The organism is Janthinobacterium sp. GW456P (assembly GCF_002127655.1).
In the GTDB taxonomy this organism is placed as follows: domain Bacteria; phylum Pseudomonadota; class Gammaproteobacteria; order Burkholderiales; family Burkholderiaceae_D; genus Janthinobacterium.
Genome location: NZ_NEHB01000001.1, coordinates 524,356 through 544,740, shown reverse-complemented (window position 1 = coordinate 544,740; position 20,385 = coordinate 524,356). Strand labels below are relative to the sequence as shown.

Genomic DNA, 20,385 nt, shown 5'->3' with positions numbered 1-20,385 from the left:
AGCGGCGGCCGCCACCGCGTCGACTCCCCCCGCCAAACCGCCGCCGGCCACCGCCGCGCCCGCCGCCACCGAACATGCGGCCCTGCCGCCGCCCTCCTCGGCCGCGCAAAAACTGTACACGGCCGCGCGCGCCGACATCCTGCAAGTGCGCGTGTTGCTGAAAAACGGCCGCACGCAGTCGTCGGTCGGCTCGGGTTTCTTGATCGGCACGGGCGACCTGGTGGTGAGCAACTATCACGTGGTATCCCAGTTCGCGCTCGACCCGGACACCTATGTGGGCGAATGGGTCGACACCAGCGGCCAGCGCGGCAATGTGGAATTGCTGGCCGTCGACGTGCTGCACGACCTGGCCGTGCTGCGCGTGAACCGCCACGGCACGGGCTTTTTCAAGATGCCCGAAGCGCTGGCACCGCTGACCCAGGGCCAGTACCTGTATTCGATGGGCAACCCGCTGGATCTGGGCTTCGCCATTTCGGAAGGCTCGTACAATGGCGTCGTCACGCGCAGCTTCTATGACCAGCTGATGTTTACGGGACCGATCAATTCCGGCATGAGCGGCGGCCCCAGCGTCACGGCGAATGGCGACGTCGCGGGCGTGAACGTGTCGAAACGCCTCGACGGCGAACTCGTCAGTTTTCTCGTGCCGGCCCGCTATGCGCAGCAATTGCTGGCCAAGGTGGCCCTGCAAGGCAAGCCGCCGAAGGACTTCAAGCCGCTGGTGACGGCGCAACTGCTGGCGCACCAGGAAGTGATGCTGGCGCGCCTGCTCGACACGCCGCTGAGCCTGAAAGCCATGGGCCCGTACCGCGTGCCCGTGCGCGAATCCGACCAGATGCGCTGCTGGGGCCGCTCCAACGTCAAGTCCGACAAGCCCTATATGCTCGACAACACCAGCTGCGCCATGGAATCGGCCATCTTCATTTCCGGCGCCCTGCAGACGGGACAAGTGTCGATGCGCCACGAATTCTTGCGCAGCAGCGAACTGGGCCCGCTGCGCTTTTCCGAGCTGGCCAGCGCCTCGTTCAAGAATGAAAGTTTCGGCAGCTACAAGAGCGTGAATCTGACGGGCCCGCAATGCACGGAACAGTTCGTCAAAAACAAGACCCTGCCCCTGCGCGCCGTGCTGTGCGTGCGCGCCTACCGCAAGTTTACGGGCCTGTACGACTTTGCCCTGCTGGCCGCCAGCACCGATGAGCCACTGATGAGCCTGCAAAGCCGCATCGACGCGCGCGGCGTGTCCTACGCCAACGGCATGCGCGTCACGCGCACCTTCCTCGAAGCGCTGTCGCGGGAAAGCGGCCACAAGCCATGAAGCCGCCCTATTACCTTGAAATCCTCGCCGACAATGGCGAGGTGCAGCGGCGCCAGCGGATGGAATCCCTGCCGATCCGCATCGGCCGCGGCTATGACAACGACTTCATCCTCGACGATCCGCATACGGCGGCCGAGCACGCCATTGTCGAGGACGATGGCGCAGGCGGCCTGCTGCTGCGCGACCTGGGCAGCCAGAATGGCGTGATCCACCGGGGACAGCGGCAACTGCAAGTGGCCTTGAACGGCAACAGCATCGTGCGCCTGGGCCACACGCGCCTGCGCGTGCGCGCCAGCGACCATCCGGTGGCGCCCGAACTGGGCGACACGACCAGGCACGACTGGGAAGGATTGCGCCCGGCCGTCGCCGGCCTGGCCATGATCGGCGCTTCGGCCGCCTTCAGCAACTGGTTGAGTGATGCCGATGCCTTCGATCCGATTTCCTACCTGATGCTCATCGCCACCGCGCTGGCCGGCGGCCTCGTGTGGTCGTCGGTCTGGGCCGTGGCAAACCGCCTGTTCGGCCATGTGGCGCGCTTCGGCCGCCACCTGTTCATCATCGGCTGCGGCTTGCTGGCCATGGAAGTGTGGGAGCTGGGCAGCAAGGTGGCGGCGTATGCGTTCTCGCTGGAAGCGCTGACGCGCTACGGACGGCATATGTTCATCGTCATCGTCTGCGCCATGATCTACTACCATTTGTGCACGATCAAGCCGCAGCATCCGCGCCGCTTCGGCCTCGTCGCCGTCGTGCTGGCCATCCTTGGCTCAACCCTGATTTTGCTGAGCAACCTGCAGATCAGCGGCCGCCTGGCCGACGAGGCGTACATGTCGGCGATCTACCCGCCGGCCTTGCGCCTGAGCCCGGATCACACGACGGATGCCTTCTTCCACGACGCGGCCCGCCTGCAGCGCGCCGTCGACGCCGAACGGGGCAAGGCGGCCAAGGGCGCCGACGAAGACGAAGACAGCGGCGATTGACGATGCAAGCGCCGCCATGCAAAAAGCCCGCCGTGTCCTGACAGACCGGCGGGCTTTTTATTATTGCTTAATACTTGCGCTTAAAATTTTGCTTCCTGCTTGCGGCGCGCCGTAAAGCCCAGCAAGCCCAGGCCGACCAGCAGCATGGCGTAGGTGGTTGGCTCAGGGACGGCCGAGATCAAGCCATCCTTGGCGCCGAAGCTGACGAAATTGTTGTTGCCCGCCTTGAACTGCGCTTGCTGGCCGCCATCGCAGCAACCTTCCAGGCCGTAGATGCTCAGGGTATGGTTACCCGCCGACAAGGCGCTCGAACCGCTGAGGAACTGGCTGCCATTGTTGTAGTTGCCTGCCCACCACATGTCATTGCTCTTGAAGTCCAGCGCCACGCCGTCGAGGAACAGGGCGCCGCCCTTGCCGAAGTCGACGCCGCTGCGGAAGCTCCAGGCGCCCGCATCGGCCGCGCTGACGCCAAAGTTGATCACCGATTTGAAAGCGATGTTCGAGCCGCTGCCGAACAGGCCGCTGTTGTTGACGTTGTCGTAGCTGGCAATCGTCGTCGAGCCATAGCCGGCGCCTGGCGTGGCCACGGCGGCGTTCACCACGGACTGGTAAGCGGCGGCGGAAGCTTGCGCGCCAGCGTTCGAGTAAGCGGTAGAGAGAGTGATGGTGCTGGCGTTCGCGTGGGCAAACACACCGACAGCGATCAGGGACAGGGCGATTTTAGGCAAGTTTTTCATAATGGTATCCAGTAAGTAAGTATTCAGTGGGCGCGGCAAAGAGCGCTGGAGCTGAATACACGCTGCATTGAGGCGTGTCGGCAAAGCGCTAGGGATTGCGGGAATGAGCGGTCGGGGGCGTGAACTTCCGCTAACAGCGCGGACTTGCGGCGTGCCATGGCGGCACTGCAAGCGTCCTGGGAAGGGTTCGGGTTCCCGGAACAAGGCCAGACAATTGACGGGTCAGGTAAGACGTTGAGGCTATTCTAGCGTAAATTCCCTAGAAGAAAAGTATTTTTCTTTTAACCATGAAAGATATTTTTCTAACAAGAAGCTGCTCAATGGCAGAAAAACAGCCTGTTCTACTCTGGCGCGGGGGCCAAGCGCGTTGCGCGGCGTGTCGCGGCGGCACCACAGACCAGTCCGCCAATGTCGCATCGCGCGCATTTCTTTTCGCATGGCGCTGCACCACGGGGCGAAACAGCATGGCAAAATGTAGTCACGCTGCTATCTGTCCGATGAGGGAGAAAGAGGAATGGTCGACCTGGAAGAACTACGCTATCTGGCACTGTCGTTTCCCGACGCCACCGAGGAAGAACACCACGACCGTCCGGCCTTCCGCGTGGGCGGGAAGATCTTTGCCACCCTGCCCGATGACGAGCACATCAACGTACTGCTCGATGCGGAAGCGGCGCATATCGCCACCGTCATCACGCCGTCCGGCTGCGAAAAACTCTGGTGGGGCGAACGCCTGGCCGGCATCACAGTGTGCCTGGCGGACGCGGAGCTGGACATGCTGGCCGCCGCCCTGACGGCCGCCTGGCGGCGCAAGGCGCCCAGCGACCTGGCCAAGACCATCGCCCCGACCGGGTAGCTACATCGGCCAATTGCGCAGCAGCAAGCCCACCATTTGCTGCAATTGTTCGCGCGAGACACCGGCCGCCGCCTGGATGGCCATGCCCTGCGACAGGGTCACGACAAAGCGCGCCTGCTGCTCCGGGCAAGAATCGGGCGGCAAATCCCCCTCTTCCTTGGCGCGCCGCAAACGGTCGCGCAATTTGATTTCACCGCGCAGCCGGCGCGCGAACAATTCATCGCGGATCGGCAAGGCATCGTCGCTGCAGGCGAGCGCCGCATTGACACCCATGCAGCCGTGCGGGCCGTCCGGCATGGTTTGCGCGTCAACATACTGCGTCAGCAAGGCTTCCACCACCTGGCGCGCCGTCGGCTGTTCCAGGGCCGCATCGAAAAACCGCATGCGCGTATCGCTGTAGCGCTCGAGCGCCTTGTGAAACAGCTGCTCCTTGTTGCCGAAGACGGCATACAGGCTGGGCCGGTTCATGCCCATGGCCTTCGTCAGTTCCGGCAAGGAACTGCCTTCGTAACCTTTTTCCCAAAACACTTTCATCGCGCAATCGAGCGCCTCGTCCGCGTCGAAGGTGCGCGGCCGCCCCGTTTTCGCCTTGCCCACTTCCTCTTTTTTATCTTGTTTCATACCGTTCGGTAAAAAATTATTGACAACACTGTCCGCCTGCCCTGATTATATACCGACCGGTTAAAAACCTCCCGGCTTTTCAGGAACCCTATGCACACACCTTCCAACACCTCTGGCGACGATACCACCGTGGCGCCGTGGCTGGCGGTATTATCCGTCGGCATCGGCGCCTTCGCCCTCGTCACCACCGAATTCCTGCCCGTCGGCCTGCTGCCCGCGATGGCCGCCGAACTGGCCATCAGCAAGGGCCAGGCGGGACTGATGATCACCACGCCCGGCATCGTTGCCGCGTTTGCCGCCATCTTCGTCACCGTCGGCTCGGGCCGACTGGACCGCCGCATCGTGCTGCTGGCGCTCACCGCCCTGCTGGTCGCCTCGAACCTGCTGGTGGCGCTGGCGCCGTCGTATGGCTGGATCTTGCTGGGGCGCGCCATGCTGGGCGTGGGCGTGGGCGGTTTCTGGGCCATTGGCAGCGCCATCGGCCCGCGCCTGGTGGCGCCGCAGCATGCGTCGCGCGCCATGTCCATCATCTTCGCCGGCGTCTCGCTGGGCACGGTGGCGGGCGTGCCGGCCGGCGCGCTGGTGGGCGAACTGGTGGGCTGGCGGATCGCCTTCGGCGCGGCCAGCGCCATTGCCGTGCTGGTCTTCATCGGCCAGCTATTGCTGCTGCCCAAGCTGCCGCCGACACAAGCCATCCGCCTGCGCCAGCTGCCGATGATTTTCGGCATCCGCAAGGCCAGGCTGGGCCTGATCGCCACGGCCATGCTGTTCACGGGCCAGTTCGCCGCCTACACGTATATCGCGCCCTTCCTCACGCAGATTTCGCACCTGGCGGCCGGCACGGTCAGCGCCATGCTGCTCGTCTACGGCGCTGCCGGCTTCATCGGCAACCTCGCGGGCGGCTGGGCGGCAGGCCGCCACGAACGGGCCGCGCTGATGGCGACGGGCGCCGTGCTGGGCCTGTCCACCTTGGCCATGGCCGCATTCGGCAGCCATTCGGTGACGGCCATGCTGCTGGTGGCTGTATGGGGTTTCGGTTTCGGCGCCATGCCGATCGCCGTGCAGACGTGGATGTTCAAGGCGGCGCCGGAGCTGATGGAAGGCAGCAGCGCGCTGTTCGTTGCGATTGTGCAAGTGTCGCTGGCGTCGGGCGCCCTGCTCGGCGGCATGGCCGTCGACCGGCTGGGCGTGTCGAGCGCGATGGTGGTGGGCGGCCTGTTCGCCCTCGGCTGCGCCCTGACGATCGCGCTGTTCGGCAAGCCGCAGGCCAGCGCCAAGGCTGGCGCGGCCTGCACCGCATCGTAGGAATCAGATGCGGCCGCGCCGGAATTCGCCGAGGAATTTCATCACTTCGGCCGGCGTCATCAGCACGTCCGCATCGCCGTGATAGGCATACAGGAAAGGCGTGCCGCCCAGGCGGTCCGTCAGCTTGGCAAACAGTAAAAAGCGGCTGCCCAGCGGATAGCGCCGCAGGTCCACCAGGCGGCGCGAGCACTGCACGGCCAGTTCGGGAGAGAAGGCCTGGCCCGGCACGGGGCGGATTTCCACGCGGCCATGAATCGCGCGCGATTCGACGGCAACGTGCCGGTATGCATAAGTATCACGGGCCATGCCGCCACCTTGAATGAAATAAAGGCGCCATCTTAAGCGAAGACGGCGCCGGCCGTGTTACCGCGGCACGATGCGCAGCAGGCGGCCGTTGTCTTCATCGGTCAGCGCATACAGGTAGCCATCCGGCCCCTGGCGCACGTCGCGCACGCGCGCGCCGATGTCCAGGCGGTCCTGGCCCGTCACCTTGCCGTTCGCATCGACGGCGATGCGGCGGATGTCCTTTGCCGCCAGGCCGCCGCTGAAAATGCTGCCGCGCCAGGCGGCGATCTTGTCACCCGTGTAGACGGCCAGCCCCGACGGCGCCGGCGACGGCACCCAGGCCACGCTCGGATTGAGCATGCCGGCCACTTCATGCTTGCCGACCGGTTCATGCGTCTTGTAGTCGGCGCCATAGCTTTGCAAGGGCCAGCCATAGTTGCCGCCCGCCACCACCAGGTTCAGCTCGTCGCCGCCGTACGGACCGTGTTCCGTGGCCCACACGCGGCCGGAAACAGGGTCGAGCGCCAGGCCCTGCACGTTGCGGTGGCCATACGACCAGATTTCCGGCAAGGCCCCCTTGGCCGCCAGCGGATTGCCGGGCGCCGGTTTGCCCTCTTCCGTCAGGCGCAGGATGGAGCCCTGGTGCGTGGCCAGGTTTTGCGCCTGCTCGCGCGCCAGGCGGTCGCCGATGCGCAGCGGCGGATTGCCGCCATCGGCCACGCTCATCAGCAAAGTGCCATCCGGCAGCCACAGCAGGCGCGAACCGAAATGCTGGCCGCCGCTCTTGTCGGTGGCGACCTTGAACAGGGTCTCGATGCCCGTCACCTTCTTGCCGTCGAACACGCCACGCACGAGGGTCGTGCGATTGGCATCATTCGTGCCCGTCGACACCGTCATGTAGACGCGCGGGTTCGGCTTGCCCGCATCCTGCGGATGCAGCACGATATCGAGCAGGCCGCCCTGCCCGCCCGTAAACACCTTGGGCATGCCTTCCAGCACCACGTCCTCGAATGTCTTGCCAGTGAGCAGATGCAAGGTCCCCTGCTTGCTGGTGACGAGCGCGCGGCCCTCGCCCAGCCAGGCGATGCCCCACGGCTGGCGCACGCCCTGCGCGACGGTCTCGGCCTTCCAGCCCTGTTTGGCGGCGGGCGGCTCGCCCGTGGCTTGCAGTTCGGCCCAGGCCGCTGGCGCGGCAGTCAATGCCAGTGCAAGCGCGATGCCGGTACGGCGTAACTGGAACATGGCTACTCCTGTCGTTAATCGATCAATGGTTGGCGTCTCAGGCGCGCAGCAGCAGGGCGACGGCTTCTGCCGCGATGCCCTCTTCCCGCCCAAGGTAGCCGAGTTTTTCATTCGTCTTGGCCTTGATGTTGACCTGGCCCACGGTCACACCCAGGTCTTCGGCCACGTTGGCACACATGGCGGCGATATGCGGCGCCATCTTCGGGCGCTGGGCGATGATGGTGGCGTCGATATTGCCGATGATATAACCGGTGGCTTGCACGCGGCGCACGGCTTCGCGCAGCAGGGTGCGCGAATCGGCGCCCTTGAATTGCGCGTCCGTGTCGGGGAAGTGGCGGCCGATGTCGCCCAGCGCGGCCGCGCCGAAGAGCGCGTCCGTAATCGCGTGCAGCAGCACGTCCGCGTCGGAATGGCCGAGCAAACCCAGGTGATGCGGGATTTTCACGCCGCCGATGATCAGGTCGCGGTGCTCCACCAGCGCGTGGCAGTCATAGCCCTGGCCGATGCGAAATGGGAGTGCGGGAGTCGTTGTGTGCATGCAGGTCTTTCTGGAGTCAAGGATGGGCCAAATACAGCTCGGCCGTGTGGATGTCGCGCGGCAGGGTCACCTTCAGGTTGCGCGGATGGCCCTCGACCAGTTTCGGCGCCAGGCCCAGCGCTTCGACGGCGGAAGCGTCGTCGGTGATCGCTTGCGGATCGGGCGCTTCGGACAAGGCCCGGTACAGCAAGGCATAGCTGAACATTTGCGGCGTTTGCGCCAGCCAAAGATGATCGCGCGGCACCGTCTGCGCCGACACGGCGCCCGGCGCCGCCCGCTTGACGGTGTCGACCACGGGCAAGGCCAGCAAGCCGCCGGCCGGGTGGTCGCCGACTTCGGTAATGAGTTTTTCGATCAGCGCCGGCGTCAGGCCGGGACGGGCCGCGTCGTGCACCAGCACCTGGTCGTGGGCATCGATGCTGCCGTGCATGGCGTGCAAGCCATTGAGGATGCTTTCCATGCGCGTGGCGCCGCCGCAGCGCAGCACAGTCACGCCCTGCTCCGGCACAATCGTGTCGATCACGCCGTCGTCGGCACTGACGACGACATAGGTATGCGCGATCAGGGGGCTTGCGAGAAAGGCGTCGAGCGCATAGCGCAGCATGGGCTTGCCGGCGATGGCTAAATACTGCTTGGGACTGCCCGCCTCCATGCGCGCGCCCACGCCGGCGGCGGGGATCAGGGCAAAATAACGGGGGCGATTCGGTGCTGCTGTCATGCCATTCCTTGTCTGGTCACTGCTGGGCGGGCTGGGCCTTGCCCGCCAGGATATTCTGGATCTCGCCCTTGCACGCCTTGCCCAGGCGCGCATATTCTTGCGGCGAATCGATGGCGGCCTGCAAGATTTCCACCTTGCGCATTTCGGCCTTGATATACGGCAACCAGCCCGTGTCGATTTCGCGCGCCAGCGCCGCCTTGGCCGTGCCGCTGGGCGCATACAGGGGGCGCGCCTCGAAGCGCCTGGCCAGCGCCGCGCGCACGGTCTTTTCCACGCGCGGCAAATGCTCCATATAGGTTTTCATGTGCCGCAGCTCGTGCGCGAGTATCTCATCATACGCGCACGTGCCGGGGGCAAACTCGCGGCCGATATAGATCACCACGGGCGCATACGTCAGGCTCACGGTAATCTGCGGCGCCACGCATTCGTAGCCGCTGGCCGGGTCTTGCAGCATGGGGCCGGCCAGGGCGATGGCCACGCGCGAATCCGTCTTGGTCAAGCCCAGCACCCAGGTGTTGGCGCGCGCCGTGCCCTTCATCACCGTCAGGGCCTTGTATGGCAGATGCGTGTCGATTGAATAGCCATTCTGCTGCACCGTCAGCACCGACACCGTCTTGCTGATCGTGTCTTCGCAGCGCACCTGGAACGGCGTGCGCCCCTGCGCCTGCGCGTCCAGGGCGCCGCCGGCCAGCAGCAGGAGGAGAGCCGCGCGCATGTGCGGAATCAGGCAGGCTGCCAGGCGCCGCTGGTAATCTTGTCGAGCCAGAAGATGCCGATGACGGTTTTTACGTCCGTGATCGTGCCATCCCTGACCCAGTCGAGCAGCTGCGGCACGGTGGCCGTAAACGTTTCGAGGAATTCGCCCTCGTCGAGCTGGCGTTCGCCGGCCACGAGTCCGCGCGCCAGAAACAGTTCCAGGTGTTCATCGGAATAGGCGATGGCGTTATGGATGGTGGAGACGAATTGCCAGTCGCTGGCCGTGTAGCCTGTTTCTTCCAGCAACTCGCGCTGGGCGCACGCCAGGTGCGACTCGCCCGCGTCGATCTTGCCGGCCGGGAATTCGATGAAGACCCGGTCCAGCGGATAGCGGTACTGGCGTTCCATCAGCACCGTGCCATCGTCGAGCAGCGGCAGGATGACGACGGCGCCCGGATGCAAAACGAACTCGCGCGCCGTGATCTTGCCATCCGGCAGTGCAACACGGTCGCGCTGCACGCGCAGGAAGCCGCCCTGGTAGACGAGCTCGCCGTCCACCTTGGTTTCAATCAGATTCGTATCCATGGGATTCCTTTATTCAATAAAAAAACGGCGCCAGAGGCGCCGCTTTCGGTCGTTGTTGCTAACGGCGTTTGCGCAGGTAGCGTCCGACAAAGCCTGGGAAAGCCAGCACCAGGAACAGGCAGCCGGTGATGGCATAGAACTCCCACGTCTGCGGGAAGCCGTTGCCGATGCGCGCTTCGAGCGCGAACGCCACGGCGCCGACGATGAAGTACAGAATCACCATCTCCAGCAGGCGCAGCGCCAGCGGCTTGCGCCAGCCCTGCTCCGCTGCCGCGGCCTTTTTCAAGGGCACGGCGGCAAACAGTTTCTCGTTCAGGAAAGGCAGGTTGGCGCCCAGGATGCCCAGGGCGATCACCAGCCAGCTCGAGACGGTGACATCCATCGGTCAGGACGCCAGGGTCTTGGTGATGGCGGTCGCGCAAGCAGCCAGGATGCTGTTAGGCATCACACCGAGCGCCAGGACGAACACGCCGTTCAGGGCCAGCACCACGCGCATGTCGCCATGCACCACCAGCGCGTTGGAATCCGCCGGCTCGTCGAACCACATCATTTTGACGACGCGCAAGTAGTAGAAGGCGCCGATCAGCGAGAACAGCACGGCGGCAATCGTCAGCCACAGCTGGCCCGTCGCCAGCACGGAAGCGAGCACCGAGTACTTGGCCATGAAGCCCATCAGTGGCGGCACGCCGGCCAGCGAGAACATGAACAGGGTCATCACCAGCGCGAAGATCGGGCTGCGTTTGCCCAGGCCCTTGAAGTCGGCCAGTTCGTCTGCTTCAAAACCATTACGTGCCAACAACATGATCACGCCAAAGGTACCCAGCGTGGTGAACACGTAGGTGATGACGTAGTACATCGAGGCGCCGTAGGCGGTGGCTGCGCCGGCCGCGTTCAGCGTGTTGTTCGGTGCGTCGACGGTACCGGACAGCAAGCCCAGCAGCACGAAGCCCATTTGCGCGATGGTCGAGTACGCCAGCATGCGCTTCAGATTCGTTTGCGCGATGGCGGTGAAGTTACCGATCGCCAGCGACATCACGGCCAGCACCAGCAGCATTTGCTGCCAGTCATGCGCCATCGGCAGCAAGCCTTCGGCCAGCAAGCGCAAGGTGATGGCGAAGGCGGCCAGTTTCGGCGCCGCGCCCAGCAGCAGGGTCACGGCCGTCGGCGAACCTTGATACACGTCAGGCACCCACATATGGAATGGCACGACGCCCAGTTTGAAGGCCAGGCCGGCAATCAGGAACACCAGGCCGAAGACCATGATGGTGCCGTTGGTCTTGCCATTTTCCAGCGCCACGCGCAGTTCGCCCAGGTCCAGCGTGCCGGAGGCGCCGTACAGCATCGAGATACCGTACAACATGAAACCGGAAGCCAGCGCGCCCAGGATGAAGTATTTCATGGCCGCTTCCGTGGCCTTGGCATTGTCACGGCGCAGAGCGATCAGCGCGTACAGCGACAGCGACATCAGTTCCAGACCCAGGTAGATGATCAGGAAGTTGTTGGCCGAGATCATGATCATCTGGCCCAGCAGTGCAAACAGGGCCAGCACATAGAACTCGCCGCCCAGGTTGCCCGACAGCATGCTGCGGTCGGTGGCGTAGGCACGCGAGTAGATCAGGGTCAGCGCCACGGCACCGTACGAGAACAGTTTCAGCAGCTGCGACATCGGGTCCGACACGAACATGTTATGGAACGTGTAGACGGTGGTGCCCGCGTTGAAGTCGCCCACGGTCAGCAAGGCGCAGCCGGCCAGGGTCAGCAAGGCCAGCACGTAAGTGATCGAACGCTTCGCCGCAGGCAAGAACATATCGATCAGCAAGAGCGCCGACGTGGCGATCAGCAGAAAGATTTCCGCGTACAGCGGTACCAGATTAGGTGCATTAGTCATGTTATCGGTCTTCTATTTAAGGCAACTTGCTGATGGCGACATGCTGCAGCAGGTCGGCAACCGAAGTTTGCATCGTGTCGGTGAACGGGGCTGGGTATAGACCCATCACGAGCACGGCGATGGCCAGCACAGCAAGCATGAAGAATTCACGTTTGTTGATGTCGGTCAGTTCGGCCACGTGCTTGTTCTTGATCTTGCCGAACACCACGCGCTTGGCCATCCACAGCGAGTACGCCGCGCCCCAGATCAGTGCCGTTGCAGCCAGCAAGCCGATCCAGAAGTTGAATTTCACCGCGCCCAGGATCACCATGAACTCGCCGACGAAGCCGGACGTCGCTGGCAGACCGCAGTTGGCCATCGAGAACAGCACGAAGAAGGCGGCAAATTTCGGCATGCGGTTCACGACGCCGCCGTAGTCGGCGATGTTGCGGGTATGCATGCGGTCATACAGCACGCCGATGCACAGGAACATCGCGCCAGAGATGAAGCCGTGCGAGACCATCTGCACGATACCGCCCTGCACCGAAATGTCGTTGAACATGAAGAAGCCCAGGGTCACAAAGCCCATGTGCGCGATCGACGAATAGGCGACCAGTTTTTTCATGTCGGTTTGCACCAGGGCCACCAGGCCGATGTAGATGACGGCGATCAGCGACAAGGCGATCATGAAGCCCGACAGGTAGTGGCTGGCATCCGGCGTGATCGGCAGCGAGAAACGCAGGAAACCGTAGGCGCCCAGTTTCAGCATGATGGCGGCCAGCACGGCGGAGCCGCCCGTCGGCGCTTCCACGTGGACGTCCGGCAACCACGTGTGGACCGGGAACATCGGCACCTTGACGGCAAACGCCATCAGGAAGGCCAGGAAGATGAAGATCTGTTCGTTCATCGTCAGCTTGAACGCATGCCAGGCCAGGATGTCGAAGGTGCCCGACGCATTGCGCAGGTAGATGATGGCAACCAGGGTCAGCAGCGAACCGAAGAAGGTGTACAGGAAGAACTTGAACGACGCGTACACGCGGTTCGAACCGCCCCAGATACCGATGATGATGAACATCGGGATCAGGGTTGCTTCAAAGAAGAAGTAGAACAGCAAGCCGTCCAGCGCGCAGAACACGCCGATCATCAGACCGGACAGGATCAGGAAGGAGCCCATGTACTGGGCGATGCGCTTCTCGATCACTTGCCAAGCGGAAATGACGACGATGACGGTGATGAACGCCGTCAGCGGCACGAACCACAGCGACAGGCCGTCGATACCCAGCGAATACCAGATATTGAAGGTTTGAATCCACGGTGCTTTTTCGACGAATTGCATGCCGTGTGCGGCGTTGTCGAAATGCTGGATCAGCGGCAAGGTGCACAGCATGCTGAGCACCGCGCCAGCCAGCGACAGCCAGCGGGTAAAGCCCGCTTTGCTGTCACGGCCGAGAGCCAGGACCAGGACGCCGCAAATGATCGGCACCCAGATCGACAGACTCAGGTAAGGAGGTAATGTAGAAATCGTAGACTGCATCATGGTTCTCAGTATTCTTTTATCAGGTCAGCTTACTTAGCGGGCCAGAATGGCAGGAAATAGATCAGGAAGCCCAGCACGCCCAGGATCATCACGAATGCATAGTGATAGATGTAGCCGGTCTGCAGCACTCGCGACAGCGAGGACAGCCAGGCGACGACCTTGGCGCTACCGTTGACCAGCAGGCCATCGATCAGCTTCTTGTCACCGAAGTTCCACAGGCCATTACCCAGCAAGCGGGCACCGCCGGCGAACACGACTTCATTGAACTTGTCCATGTAGTACTTGTTGTCCAGCAGGGTGTGGATCGCGTGGAACTTGGCAAAGAACCAGGCCGGTACGCGCGGGTTGACCATGTAGCAGTAGTAGGCTGCCACCACGCCGGACAATGCCAGCCAGAACGGTGCCGTCGACAGGCCGTGCAGCGCCATCGCCATCGCGCCGTGGAATTCATGCGACAACTCTTCCATCGCCGGATGGTTTTCACCAACGAAGATCACGCCCTTGAAGAAATCGCCATGCAGCATCGGGCCGATCGTCAGGTAGCCGATGATCAAGGAAGGAATCGCCAGCATCACCAGCGGGAACCACACGACGAACGGCGATTCATGCGGCTTCTGGCCAGGTTCCAGGCCATGGTGGCCGTGGTCGTCTTCCTCTTCTTCATGGTGGTCGTCATGCGCGTGGGCATCATGCTTGGCCGCAGGCGCGTGATGGTCGTCATGACCGTGCGCATGCGCCTGGCCAAAACGTTCCTTGCCATGGAAGACGAGGAAGTACATGCGGAACGAGTAGAAGGCGGTGACGAACACGCCAGCCAGTACGGCGAACTGGGCAAAGCCTGCGCCCCAGATGTGCGTCGCTTCGACGGCTTCGATGATGCTGTCTTTCGAGTAGAAACCGGAGAACAGCGGCGTGCCGATCAGGGCCAGCGAACCGATCAGGGAAGTGATCCAGGTGATCGGCATGTACTTGCGCAGGCCGCCCATGTTGCGGATGTCCTGGTCATGGTGCATGCCGATGATGACGGAACCGGCGCCCAGGAACAGCAGTGCCTTGAAGAACGCGTGCGTCATCAGGTGGAACACGGCCACGGAGTACGCGGACGAACCGAGCGCGACGGTCATGTAACCGAGCTGCGACAGGGTCGAGTAAGCGACGACGCGCTTGATGTCGTTCTGGATAATGCCCAGGAAGCCCATGAACAGCGCCGTGATGGAACCGATCACCAGGATGAAGGACAGGGCCGTGTCGGACAGTTCGAACAGCGGCGACATGCGCGAGACCATGAAGATACCGGCCGTCACCATCGTCGCGGCGTGGATCAGTGCCGAGATCGGGGTAGGACCTTCCATCGAGTCAGGCAGCCACACGTGCAACGGGAACTGCGCCGATTTGCCCATCGCGCCGATGAACAGGCAGATGCAGGCAACCGTCAGCAGGGCCCAGTCGGTGCCCGGCATCGTCAACAGCGCCAGTTCGTCTTTCTTGGCGAATACTTCCTGGTAGTTCATGGTGCCGGCGAATGCCAGCAGCAGGCCGATGCCCAGGATGAAGCCGAAGTCGCCCACGCGGTTGACCAGGAAAGCCTTCATGTTGGCGACGATGGCCGTCGGACGCTGGTACCAGAAACCGATCAAGAGGTAAGAAACCAGACCCACGGCTTCCCAGCCGAAGAACAGCTGCAGGAAGTTGTTGGCCATGACCAGCATCAGCATCGAGAACGTGAACAGCGAGATGTAGGCGAAGAAGCGGTTGTAGCCTTCGTCGTCCTTCATGTAGCCGATCGTGTAGATGTGCACCATCAGGGAGACGAAGGTGACCACGCACATCATCATCGCCGACAGCGAATCGATCTGGAAGCCCACTTCCATCTTCAGGGTGCCGATCGTCATCCAGTTATAGATCGTGCCATTGAATGTCGCGCCATCCATCACTGCCAGCAGTGTCTGCACGGACAGGATGAACGCAATCAGTACGCCCAGGATCGTCGCGGTATGCGACGTCTTGCGTCCGACCAAATTACCCAGGAACTGGGTGCCAAGCAAGCCTGCAATCGCGGCACCGGCCAGCGGCGCCAGCGGTACGGCAAGAAGGAGGTTAGGGTTGAGGAGTTGCCCCGCCATGATGAACCTTAATCGTTATTATTCGAGAGATCGAGTCTGAAAAACATCAGCCTTTGAGGCTGTCCAGGTCTTCGACGTTGATGGTATCCAGATTACGGAACATCACCACCAGAATAGCCAGACCGATAGCCGACTCAGCGGCGGCAACCGTCAGGATGAAGAAAACGAAGATCTGACCGGCCGCGTCGCCCATGAAATGGGAAAACGCGATGAAATTCATATTCACCGCCAGCAGCATCAATTCGATTGCCATCAGCAATACGATGATGTTCTTGCGGTTCAGGAAAATACCGACGATCGAGATTGCGAACAGGATCGCGCCCAGGACCAGAAAATGTGTGAGCGATAATGTCATGGTGCCTCCTTAACTTCCGGCTCAGCCGCAGGACGCTCGACAACCGCGTCCATCTTGATGATCTTCAGGCGGTCGTTGCGCTTGACGCGCACGGCATCGCCTGGAGCAAAGTGCTTGGTGTCCTTGCGTTTGCGCAGGGTCAGTGCGACCGCGGCAACGATGGCCACCAGCAGCACGACGGCGGCGATTTCGAAGGCGAACACATATTTCGTGTAAATCAGCAGGCCCAGTTCCTTGGTGCCGCCCAGGTTGACGTTCACCGGCGCGATGCTCGGCGCAAAGTTACGGAAACCGTGCCACAGGACGGCGGCCATTTCCAGCACGATGATCACGCCCACCGTCACCGACAATGGCAGGTAGCCCCAGAAGCCTTCGCGCATGCGGTCGATATTGATATCGAGCATCATGACCACGAAGAGGAACAGCACCATCACGGCGCCGACATACACCAATACCAGCACGATGGCCAGGAATTCAGCTTGCAGCAGCATCCAGATGCCGGCTGCGGAAAAGAAGGACAGTACCAGGAACAGTACTGCGTGGACCGGATTACGGGCCGTGATGACGCGCGTCGCTGCCAGAATCAAGATCAGCGCGAAGGCGTAAAACAAAATTGTTTTAAAGTCCATAAAAAACCCAATAGACGTACAGATGAACGAGGGGCGCGCCACAGCTTTGGGGCTGCGGCGCATCCATCAGCGATAAGGTGCGTCGGCGGCGCGCGCGGCGGCGATGTCATTTTCATAACGATCACCCACGGCCAGCAACATCTCTTTCGTGTAATACAAATCCCCGCGTTTCTCGCCGTGGTATTCCAGGATTTGCGTCTCGACGATCGAATCGACCGGGCAGGACTCTTCGCAGAAACCGCAGAAGATGCACTTGGTCAAGTCGATATCGTAACGCGTGGTGCGGCGCGAACCGTCGTCACGCTGTTCCGATTCGATCGTGATGGCCATCGCCGGGCAAACCGCTTCGCACAGTTTGCAGGCGATGCAACGTTCTTCGCCATTCGGGTAGCGGCGCAGCGCGTGCAAGCCACGGAAACGCGGCGAGATCGGTGTCTTCTCTTCCGGGAATTGCACCGTGATCTTGCGCGAAAACATGTACTTGCCTGTCAACGCCATGCCCTTGATCAGCTCGCCTAACAAGAGGCTGCTGAAGAAATCTTTTACCTTATCCATTCGTATGCACTCTCTTACTTCCAAATATTCCAGGATGTCTGCATCCAGGCAGCGACGAAGACCAGGTAGACCAGCGTCAACGGGATAAACACTTTCCAGCCGAGGCGCATGATCTGGTCATAACGGTAGCGTGGGAACGTACCGCGTACCCAGATGAACACCGAGACGATGAAGAAGGTTTTCGCGAACAGCCAGAAGAAGCCGCCGAAACCACCCCAGAACTCAAGGAAAGCAAATGGTGCGGACCAGCCACCGAGGAACATGATCGAAGCCAGGGCGCCGATCAGGATCATGTTGGCGTATTCGGCCAGCATGAACATGGCGTAGGCCATGCCCGAGTACTCGACCATGTGGCCGGCCACGATTTCCGACTCGCCTTCGACGACGTCGAACGGGTGGCGGTTGGCTTCAGCCAGGCCCGACACCAGGTAGATGACGAACATCGGCAGCAGCGGCAGCCAGTTCCACGACATGAAGTTCACGCCCTTGTCGGCGAAGAAGCCGATCTGCTGGCCGCCGACGATGTCGATGAAGTTCAGGCTGCCCGAAACCATCAGCACGATGACCATCACGAAGCCCATCGGGATTTCATACGAAATCATCTGTGCCGACGCGCGCATGGCGCCCATGAACGAGTACTTCGAGTTCGAGGCCCAGCCGGCGATGATGATGCCGTAGACTTCCATCGAGGTAATCGCCAGCAGCATCAGCAAGCCCGCGTTGACATTGGCCAGCACGGCTTGCGGACCGAAGGGCACGACCGACCAGGCGGCCAGAGCCGGCATGATGGTCATGATCGGGCCGATCACGAACAGGCCCTTGGCGGCCTTGGACGGGATGATGATCTCTTTGAACAAGAGTTTCAGCGCATCGGCGATCGGTTGCAGCAAGCCCAAGGGACCGACGCGGTTCGGGCCGACACGGATCTGGATCCAGCCGATCAGCTTGCGTTCCCACAAGGTCAGGTAGGCAACCAGGCCCATCAGCGGCAACAGCACGCACAGGATCTTGATCAGGGTCCAGAAGAACGGCCACGTGCCGCCCAGCAGCTCCTGGCCGCCGCTGTTGATGACGTTTACAAATTCAGGCAGAGCCATCAGATTTTCCCCTCTGCTGTTTCAACTGTGATGTCACCGAACATGCCGCCCAGGCTGGCCGTCGAGGCATGCGCCGCCGACACTTTGACCACATTGGCTGGCAGGCCGGCATGGAGTGCCGCCACCAGGATGGCGCTGCCGGAGCCTTGCGCCACTTTGACCTTGTCGCCCGCCTTGATGCCCAGCTTCTCGGCCAATGCTGGCGACAGATGGGCTTGCGGCGCGGCGCCGTCGACCGTGCGCAGCAGCGGTTCGGAACGGCGTACCAGCGCGTCGGCGAAGTAGATCGGCACGTCGGCGATGCGTTGCAGCGCTGGCGAAGCCGGTGCGTACGAAGCCGCTTCCGGTGCGTTCTTGGCGATGTTGTTCAGCTGTGCCGACAGGTCAAGCACGCCGGCGCCGAACGCTTCGTCGCGGATCGCTTCCGAGGTGTCGTAGTCGAAACCGGCCAGGCCCAGGATGTTGCCCAGGACGCGCAGCACTTTCCAGGCTGGACGGGTGTCGGCCAGCGGTTTGACGGTGCCGTTGAAACTTTGCGCGCGGCCTTCGCAGTTGACGAAGGTACCCGAGGTTTCAGCGAACGGGGCGATCGGCAGCAGGACATCGGCATAATCCATGCCGTGCTTGAAGGCCGACATCGCCACAACCATGTCGGCGCCATCGAGGGCGACGCGGGCCGCCTGCGGATTGGCGGCATCGAGTTCCGGCTCGGCGTGCAGCAGCACGTAGGCTTTCTTCGGTACGGCAAACGGGGCTTGCACGTTGGCGCGCGGCTTGGCGACCAGGTGCGCGCCGACCGTGTTGGCCGCTTCCGTCAGGTAACCGAGCTTGGCGCCCGTCTGTTCGGCGATCCATTGCGCGGCAGCATGCAGTTGCGACGCTTGCGGGTGTTGCGTTGCCGCGTTACCCAGCAGCACGGCGCCGTGGTCGCCGGCCATCAGGCTGGCGGCGATGGCCACTGCCACGTCCGAAGCGGTCACCGCTTCAAAACCGGCTGGCGCGGCGATTTCTTTTGCTTTAGCAACAGCAACGACCACTTCCGACAAGGCCGCCAGCCAATCGCTTGGTGCGACAATCATCTTGTTGGCGATGGTGATCAGCTGGTCATCGTCGGAGGCGTGCAGGATCGACAGCTTGGCGCCGCCCTTGACGGACGCGCGCAAACGCGTGGCCAACAATGGGTGATCCTTGCGCAGGAAGGAGCCGATGACGAAGGCGCGCTTGATCTGGCCAAATTCGCTGATCGGCATGCCCAGCCATGGCTTCACGCCGGCGTCCAGCGCGAAGTCGGTCTGGCGCAGGCGGAAGTCCACGTTCTCGCTGCCGAGACCGTTGGCCACTTTTTGCAGCAGGACCAGTTCTTCGACGGTCGAATGCGGGGTGGCCAGCGCGGCGATGGCGTCGGCGCCATGTTCGTGCTTGATGTTTTTCAGGCCGTGCGCCACGTATTCCAGCGCCGTCTGCCAATCGACTTCTTTCCACTCGTTGCCCTGTTTCAGCATCGGCGAGGTCAGGCGTTCGGCACTGTCCAGCGCTTCGTACGAGAAACGGTCCTTGTCCGAGATCCAGCACTCGTTGACGGCTTCGTTTTCCAGCGGCAGTACGCGCTTGACCTTGCCAGCTTTCACTTGCACGATCAGGTTCGAACCGAGGCCGTCATGCGGGCTGACCGATTTGCGGCGCGACAGTTCCCACGTACGGGCGCTGTAGCGGAACGGCTTCGAGGTCAGTGCGCCGACCGGGCACAGGTCGATCATGTTGCCCGACAGTTCGGAGTCGACCGACTGGCCGACGAAGGACACGATTTCCGAGTGTTCGCCGCGGCCGATCATGCCCAGCTCCATCACGCCGGCCACTTCCTGGCCAAAGCGTACGCAGCGGGTGCACTGGATGCAGCGCGACATTTCTTGCATGGAGACCAGCGGACCGGCTTCCTTCGGCGTGACGACGCGCTTGTCTTCCTGGTAGCGCGATTCGCCCTTGCCGTAGCCCACAGCCAAGTCTTGCAACTGGCATTCGCCGCCCTGATCGCAGATCGGGCAGTCGAGCGGGTGATTAATCAGCAAGAATTCCATGACCGACTTTTGCGCCTGCACAGCTTTATCGCTGGCGGAACGCACGATCATGCCGGCACTGACCGGGGTCGCACAAGCGGGCAAAGGCTTGGGCGCCTTTTCCACTTCGACCAGGCACATGCGGCAGTTCGCTGCGATCGACAATTTCTTGTGATAGCAGAAGTGCGGAATGTAGGTTCCCAATTTGTTGGCGGCGTCCATCACCATGCTACCAGCAGGGACTTCGACTTTTTTGCCGTCTATTTCGATTTCAACCATGGTGATCGTTACCTGACGCA

General features: G+C 62.2%; 21 protein-coding genes. 4 read left to right on the top strand and 17 right to left on the bottom strand.

Features of this window, described 5'->3' with window-relative positions:
• A partial coding sequence (locus CBW66_RS02405) for a serine protease (RefSeq protein ID WP_086153604.1) occupies window positions 1–1,312 on the top strand: 1,312 nt, incomplete at its 5' end.
• Entirely contained in the window at window positions 1,309–2,289 is a 981-nt protein-coding gene (locus CBW66_RS02400) for an FHA domain-containing protein (protein WP_086140216.1), read from the top strand. The genes CBW66_RS02405 and CBW66_RS02400, both read left to right, overlap by 4 nt.
• 80 nt (window positions 2,290–2,369) lie before the next feature.
• On the opposite strand, the gene CBW66_RS02395 is transcribed toward CBW66_RS02400, so the two are convergent.
• Window positions 2,370–3,026: a CCXG family PEP-CTERM protein gene (locus tag CBW66_RS02395; protein ID WP_086140215.1), complete on the bottom strand. Its 657-nt coding sequence runs from the start codon at window positions 3,024–3,026 to the stop codon at window positions 2,370–2,372.
• Window positions 3,027–3,540: 514 nt separating this feature from the next.
• On the opposite strand from CBW66_RS02395, the gene CBW66_RS02390 reads away from it, so the two are divergent.
• Window positions 3,541–3,879, top strand: a complete 339-nt coding sequence (locus CBW66_RS02390; RefSeq protein ID WP_077407033.1) for an MmcQ/YjbR family DNA-binding protein — start codon at window positions 3,541–3,543, stop codon at window positions 3,877–3,879.
• Here the strand turns inward: CBW66_RS02390 and CBW66_RS02385 are convergent, their stop codons facing one another.
• Complete coding sequence (locus tag CBW66_RS02385; protein WP_086140214.1) at window positions 3,880–4,500, bottom strand: TetR/AcrR family transcriptional regulator; 621 nt, start codon at window positions 4,498–4,500, stop codon at window positions 3,880–3,882.
• Window positions 4,501–4,590: 90 nt separating this feature from the next.
• On the opposite strand from CBW66_RS02385, the gene CBW66_RS02380 reads away from it, so the two are divergent.
• Entirely contained in the window at window positions 4,591–5,805 is a 1,215-nt protein-coding gene (locus CBW66_RS02380; RefSeq protein WP_086140213.1) for an MFS transporter, read from the top strand.
• A gap of 3 nt (window positions 5,806–5,808) precedes the next feature.
• Here CBW66_RS02380 and CBW66_RS02375 read toward each other — a convergent pair whose 3' ends face one another.
• The 15 genes from CBW66_RS02375 to nuoG form a co-directional block, all read right to left on the bottom strand.
• Window positions 5,809–6,111 carry a hypothetical protein gene (locus CBW66_RS02375; protein WP_170933101.1) on the bottom strand — a complete coding sequence of 101 codons (303 nt, stop codon included), beginning with the start codon at window positions 6,109–6,111 and terminating at the stop codon, window positions 5,809–5,811.
• Window positions 6,112–6,168: 57 nt separating this feature from the next.
• A complete protein-coding gene (locus tag CBW66_RS02370; RefSeq protein ID WP_086140211.1) occupies window positions 6,169–7,332 on the bottom strand; it encodes a PQQ-dependent sugar dehydrogenase in 1,164 nt (387 codons plus the stop codon).
• Window positions 7,333–7,369: 37 nt separating this feature from the next.
• Complete coding sequence (ispF, locus tag CBW66_RS02365) at window positions 7,370–7,870, bottom strand: 2-C-methyl-D-erythritol 2,4-cyclodiphosphate synthase (protein WP_086140210.1); 501 nt, start codon at window positions 7,868–7,870, stop codon at window positions 7,370–7,372.
• A gap of 16 nt (window positions 7,871–7,886) precedes the next feature.
• Window positions 7,887–8,588: a 2-C-methyl-D-erythritol 4-phosphate cytidylyltransferase gene (gene ispD, locus CBW66_RS02360; protein WP_086140209.1), complete on the bottom strand. Its 702-nt coding sequence runs from the start codon at window positions 8,586–8,588 to the stop codon at window positions 7,887–7,889.
• Between the two features lie 16 nt (window positions 8,589–8,604).
• On the bottom strand, window positions 8,605–9,303 hold the full coding sequence (locus CBW66_RS02355) for a hypothetical protein (protein ID WP_170933100.1): 699 nt from the start codon (window positions 9,301–9,303) through the stop codon (window positions 8,605–8,607).
• 8 nt (window positions 9,304–9,311) lie between these two features.
• The gene (locus tag CBW66_RS02350; RefSeq protein WP_086140207.1) at window positions 9,312–9,869 is read right to left on the bottom strand and encodes an NUDIX domain-containing protein; all 558 of its coding nucleotides are present in this window, start codon (window positions 9,867–9,869) and stop codon (window positions 9,312–9,314) included.
• A gap of 58 nt (window positions 9,870–9,927) precedes the next feature.
• A complete protein-coding gene (locus CBW66_RS02345) occupies window positions 9,928–10,251 on the bottom strand; it encodes a DUF2818 family protein (protein ID WP_086140206.1) in 324 nt (107 codons plus the stop codon).
• A 3-nt stretch (window positions 10,252–10,254) separates the two neighbouring features.
• Window positions 10,255–11,757: an NADH-quinone oxidoreductase subunit NuoN gene (gene nuoN / locus CBW66_RS02340; protein ID WP_086140205.1), complete on the bottom strand. Its 1,503-nt coding sequence runs from the start codon at window positions 11,755–11,757 to the stop codon at window positions 10,255–10,257.
• 16 nt (window positions 11,758–11,773) lie between these two features.
• Complete coding sequence (locus tag CBW66_RS02335) at window positions 11,774–13,273, bottom strand: NADH-quinone oxidoreductase subunit M (RefSeq protein ID WP_086140204.1); 1,500 nt, start codon at window positions 13,271–13,273, stop codon at window positions 11,774–11,776.
• A 29-nt stretch (window positions 13,274–13,302) separates the two neighbouring features.
• Entirely contained in the window at window positions 13,303–15,396 is a 2,094-nt protein-coding gene (gene nuoL / locus CBW66_RS02330) for an NADH-quinone oxidoreductase subunit L (protein WP_086140203.1), read from the bottom strand.
• 46 nt (window positions 15,397–15,442) lie between these two features.
• A complete protein-coding gene (gene nuoK, locus CBW66_RS02325; RefSeq protein WP_010399724.1) occupies window positions 15,443–15,751 on the bottom strand; it encodes an NADH-quinone oxidoreductase subunit NuoK in 309 nt (102 codons plus the stop codon).
• Entirely contained in the window at window positions 15,748–16,380 is a 633-nt protein-coding gene (locus tag CBW66_RS02320) for an NADH-quinone oxidoreductase subunit J (protein WP_034779507.1), read from the bottom strand. The genes nuoK and CBW66_RS02320 overlap by 4 nt, the downstream gene beginning before the upstream one ends.
• Window positions 16,381–16,446: 66 nt before the next feature.
• Complete coding sequence (gene nuoI, locus CBW66_RS02315; RefSeq protein ID WP_010399726.1) at window positions 16,447–16,935, bottom strand: NADH-quinone oxidoreductase subunit NuoI; 489 nt, start codon at window positions 16,933–16,935, stop codon at window positions 16,447–16,449.
• A 14-nt stretch (window positions 16,936–16,949) separates the two neighbouring features.
• Window positions 16,950–18,032: an NADH-quinone oxidoreductase subunit NuoH gene (nuoH, locus tag CBW66_RS02310; RefSeq protein WP_086140202.1), complete on the bottom strand. Its 1,083-nt coding sequence runs from the start codon at window positions 18,030–18,032 to the stop codon at window positions 16,950–16,952.
• Complete coding sequence (nuoG, locus tag CBW66_RS02305) at window positions 18,032–20,365, bottom strand: NADH-quinone oxidoreductase subunit NuoG (RefSeq protein ID WP_086140201.1); 2,334 nt, start codon at window positions 20,363–20,365, stop codon at window positions 18,032–18,034. Before nuoG ends, nuoH begins: the two co-directional genes overlap by 1 nt.
• Window positions 20,366–20,385 lie beyond the last annotated feature (20 nt).

Bases quoted from the DNA above. Each gene is read 5' to 3' on its own strand.
- CBW66_RS02345 (WP_086140206.1), bottom strand. From the start codon at position 10,251: ATGGATGTCACCGTCTCGAGCTGGCTGGTGATCGCCCTGGGCATCCTG.
- CBW66_RS02390 (WP_077407033.1), top strand. From the start codon at position 3,541: ATGGTCGACCTGGAAGAACTACGCTATCTGGCACTGTCGTTTCCCGAC.
- ispF (WP_086140210.1), bottom strand. From the start codon at position 7,870: ATGCACACAACGACTCCCGCACTCCCATTTCGCATCGGCCAGGGCTAT.
- nuoI (WP_010399726.1), bottom strand. From the start codon at position 16,935: ATGGATAAGGTAAAAGATTTCTTCAGCAGCCTCTTGTTAGGCGAGCTG.
- nuoL (WP_086140203.1), bottom strand. From the start codon at position 15,396: ATGGCGGGGCAACTCCTCAACCCTAACCTCCTTCTTGCCGTACCGCTG.
- CBW66_RS02350 (WP_086140207.1), bottom strand. From the start codon at position 9,869: ATGGATACGAATCTGATTGAAACCAAGGTGGACGGCGAGCTCGTCTAC.
- CBW66_RS02395 (WP_086140215.1), bottom strand. From the start codon at position 3,026: ATGAAAAACTTGCCTAAAATCGCCCTGTCCCTGATCGCTGTCGGTGTG.
- CBW66_RS02335 (WP_086140204.1), bottom strand. From the start codon at position 13,273: ATGATGCAGTCTACGATTTCTACATTACCTCCTTACCTGAGTCTGTCG.
- CBW66_RS02380 (WP_086140213.1), top strand. From the start codon at position 4,591: ATGCACACACCTTCCAACACCTCTGGCGACGATACCACCGTGGCGCCG.
- nuoN (WP_086140205.1), bottom strand. From the start codon at position 11,757: ATGACTAATGCACCTAATCTGGTACCGCTGTACGCGGAAATCTTTCTG.
- CBW66_RS02400 (WP_086140216.1), top strand. From the start codon at position 1,309: ATGAAGCCGCCCTATTACCTTGAAATCCTCGCCGACAATGGCGAGGTG.
- nuoH (WP_086140202.1), bottom strand. From the start codon at position 18,032: ATGGCTCTGCCTGAATTTGTAAACGTCATCAACAGCGGCGGCCAGGAG.
- CBW66_RS02320 (WP_034779507.1), bottom strand. From the start codon at position 16,380: ATGGACTTTAAAACAATTTTGTTTTACGCCTTCGCGCTGATCTTGATT.
- CBW66_RS02355 (WP_170933100.1), bottom strand. From the start codon at position 9,303: ATGCGCGCGGCTCTCCTCCTGCTGCTGGCCGGCGGCGCCCTGGACGCG.
- nuoK (WP_010399724.1), bottom strand. From the start codon at position 15,751: ATGACATTATCGCTCACACATTTTCTGGTCCTGGGCGCGATCCTGTTC.
- ispD (WP_086140209.1), bottom strand. From the start codon at position 8,588: ATGACAGCAGCACCGAATCGCCCCCGTTATTTTGCCCTGATCCCCGCC.
- CBW66_RS02370 (WP_086140211.1), bottom strand. From the start codon at position 7,332: ATGTTCCAGTTACGCCGTACCGGCATCGCGCTTGCACTGGCATTGACT.
- nuoG (WP_086140201.1), bottom strand. From the start codon at position 20,365: ATGGTTGAAATCGAAATAGACGGCAAAAAAGTCGAAGTCCCTGCTGGT.
- CBW66_RS02385 (WP_086140214.1), bottom strand. From the start codon at position 4,500: ATGAAACAAGATAAAAAAGAGGAAGTGGGCAAGGCGAAAACGGGGCGG.
- CBW66_RS02375 (WP_170933101.1), bottom strand. From the start codon at position 6,111: ATGGCCCGTGATACTTATGCATACCGGCACGTTGCCGTCGAATCGCGC.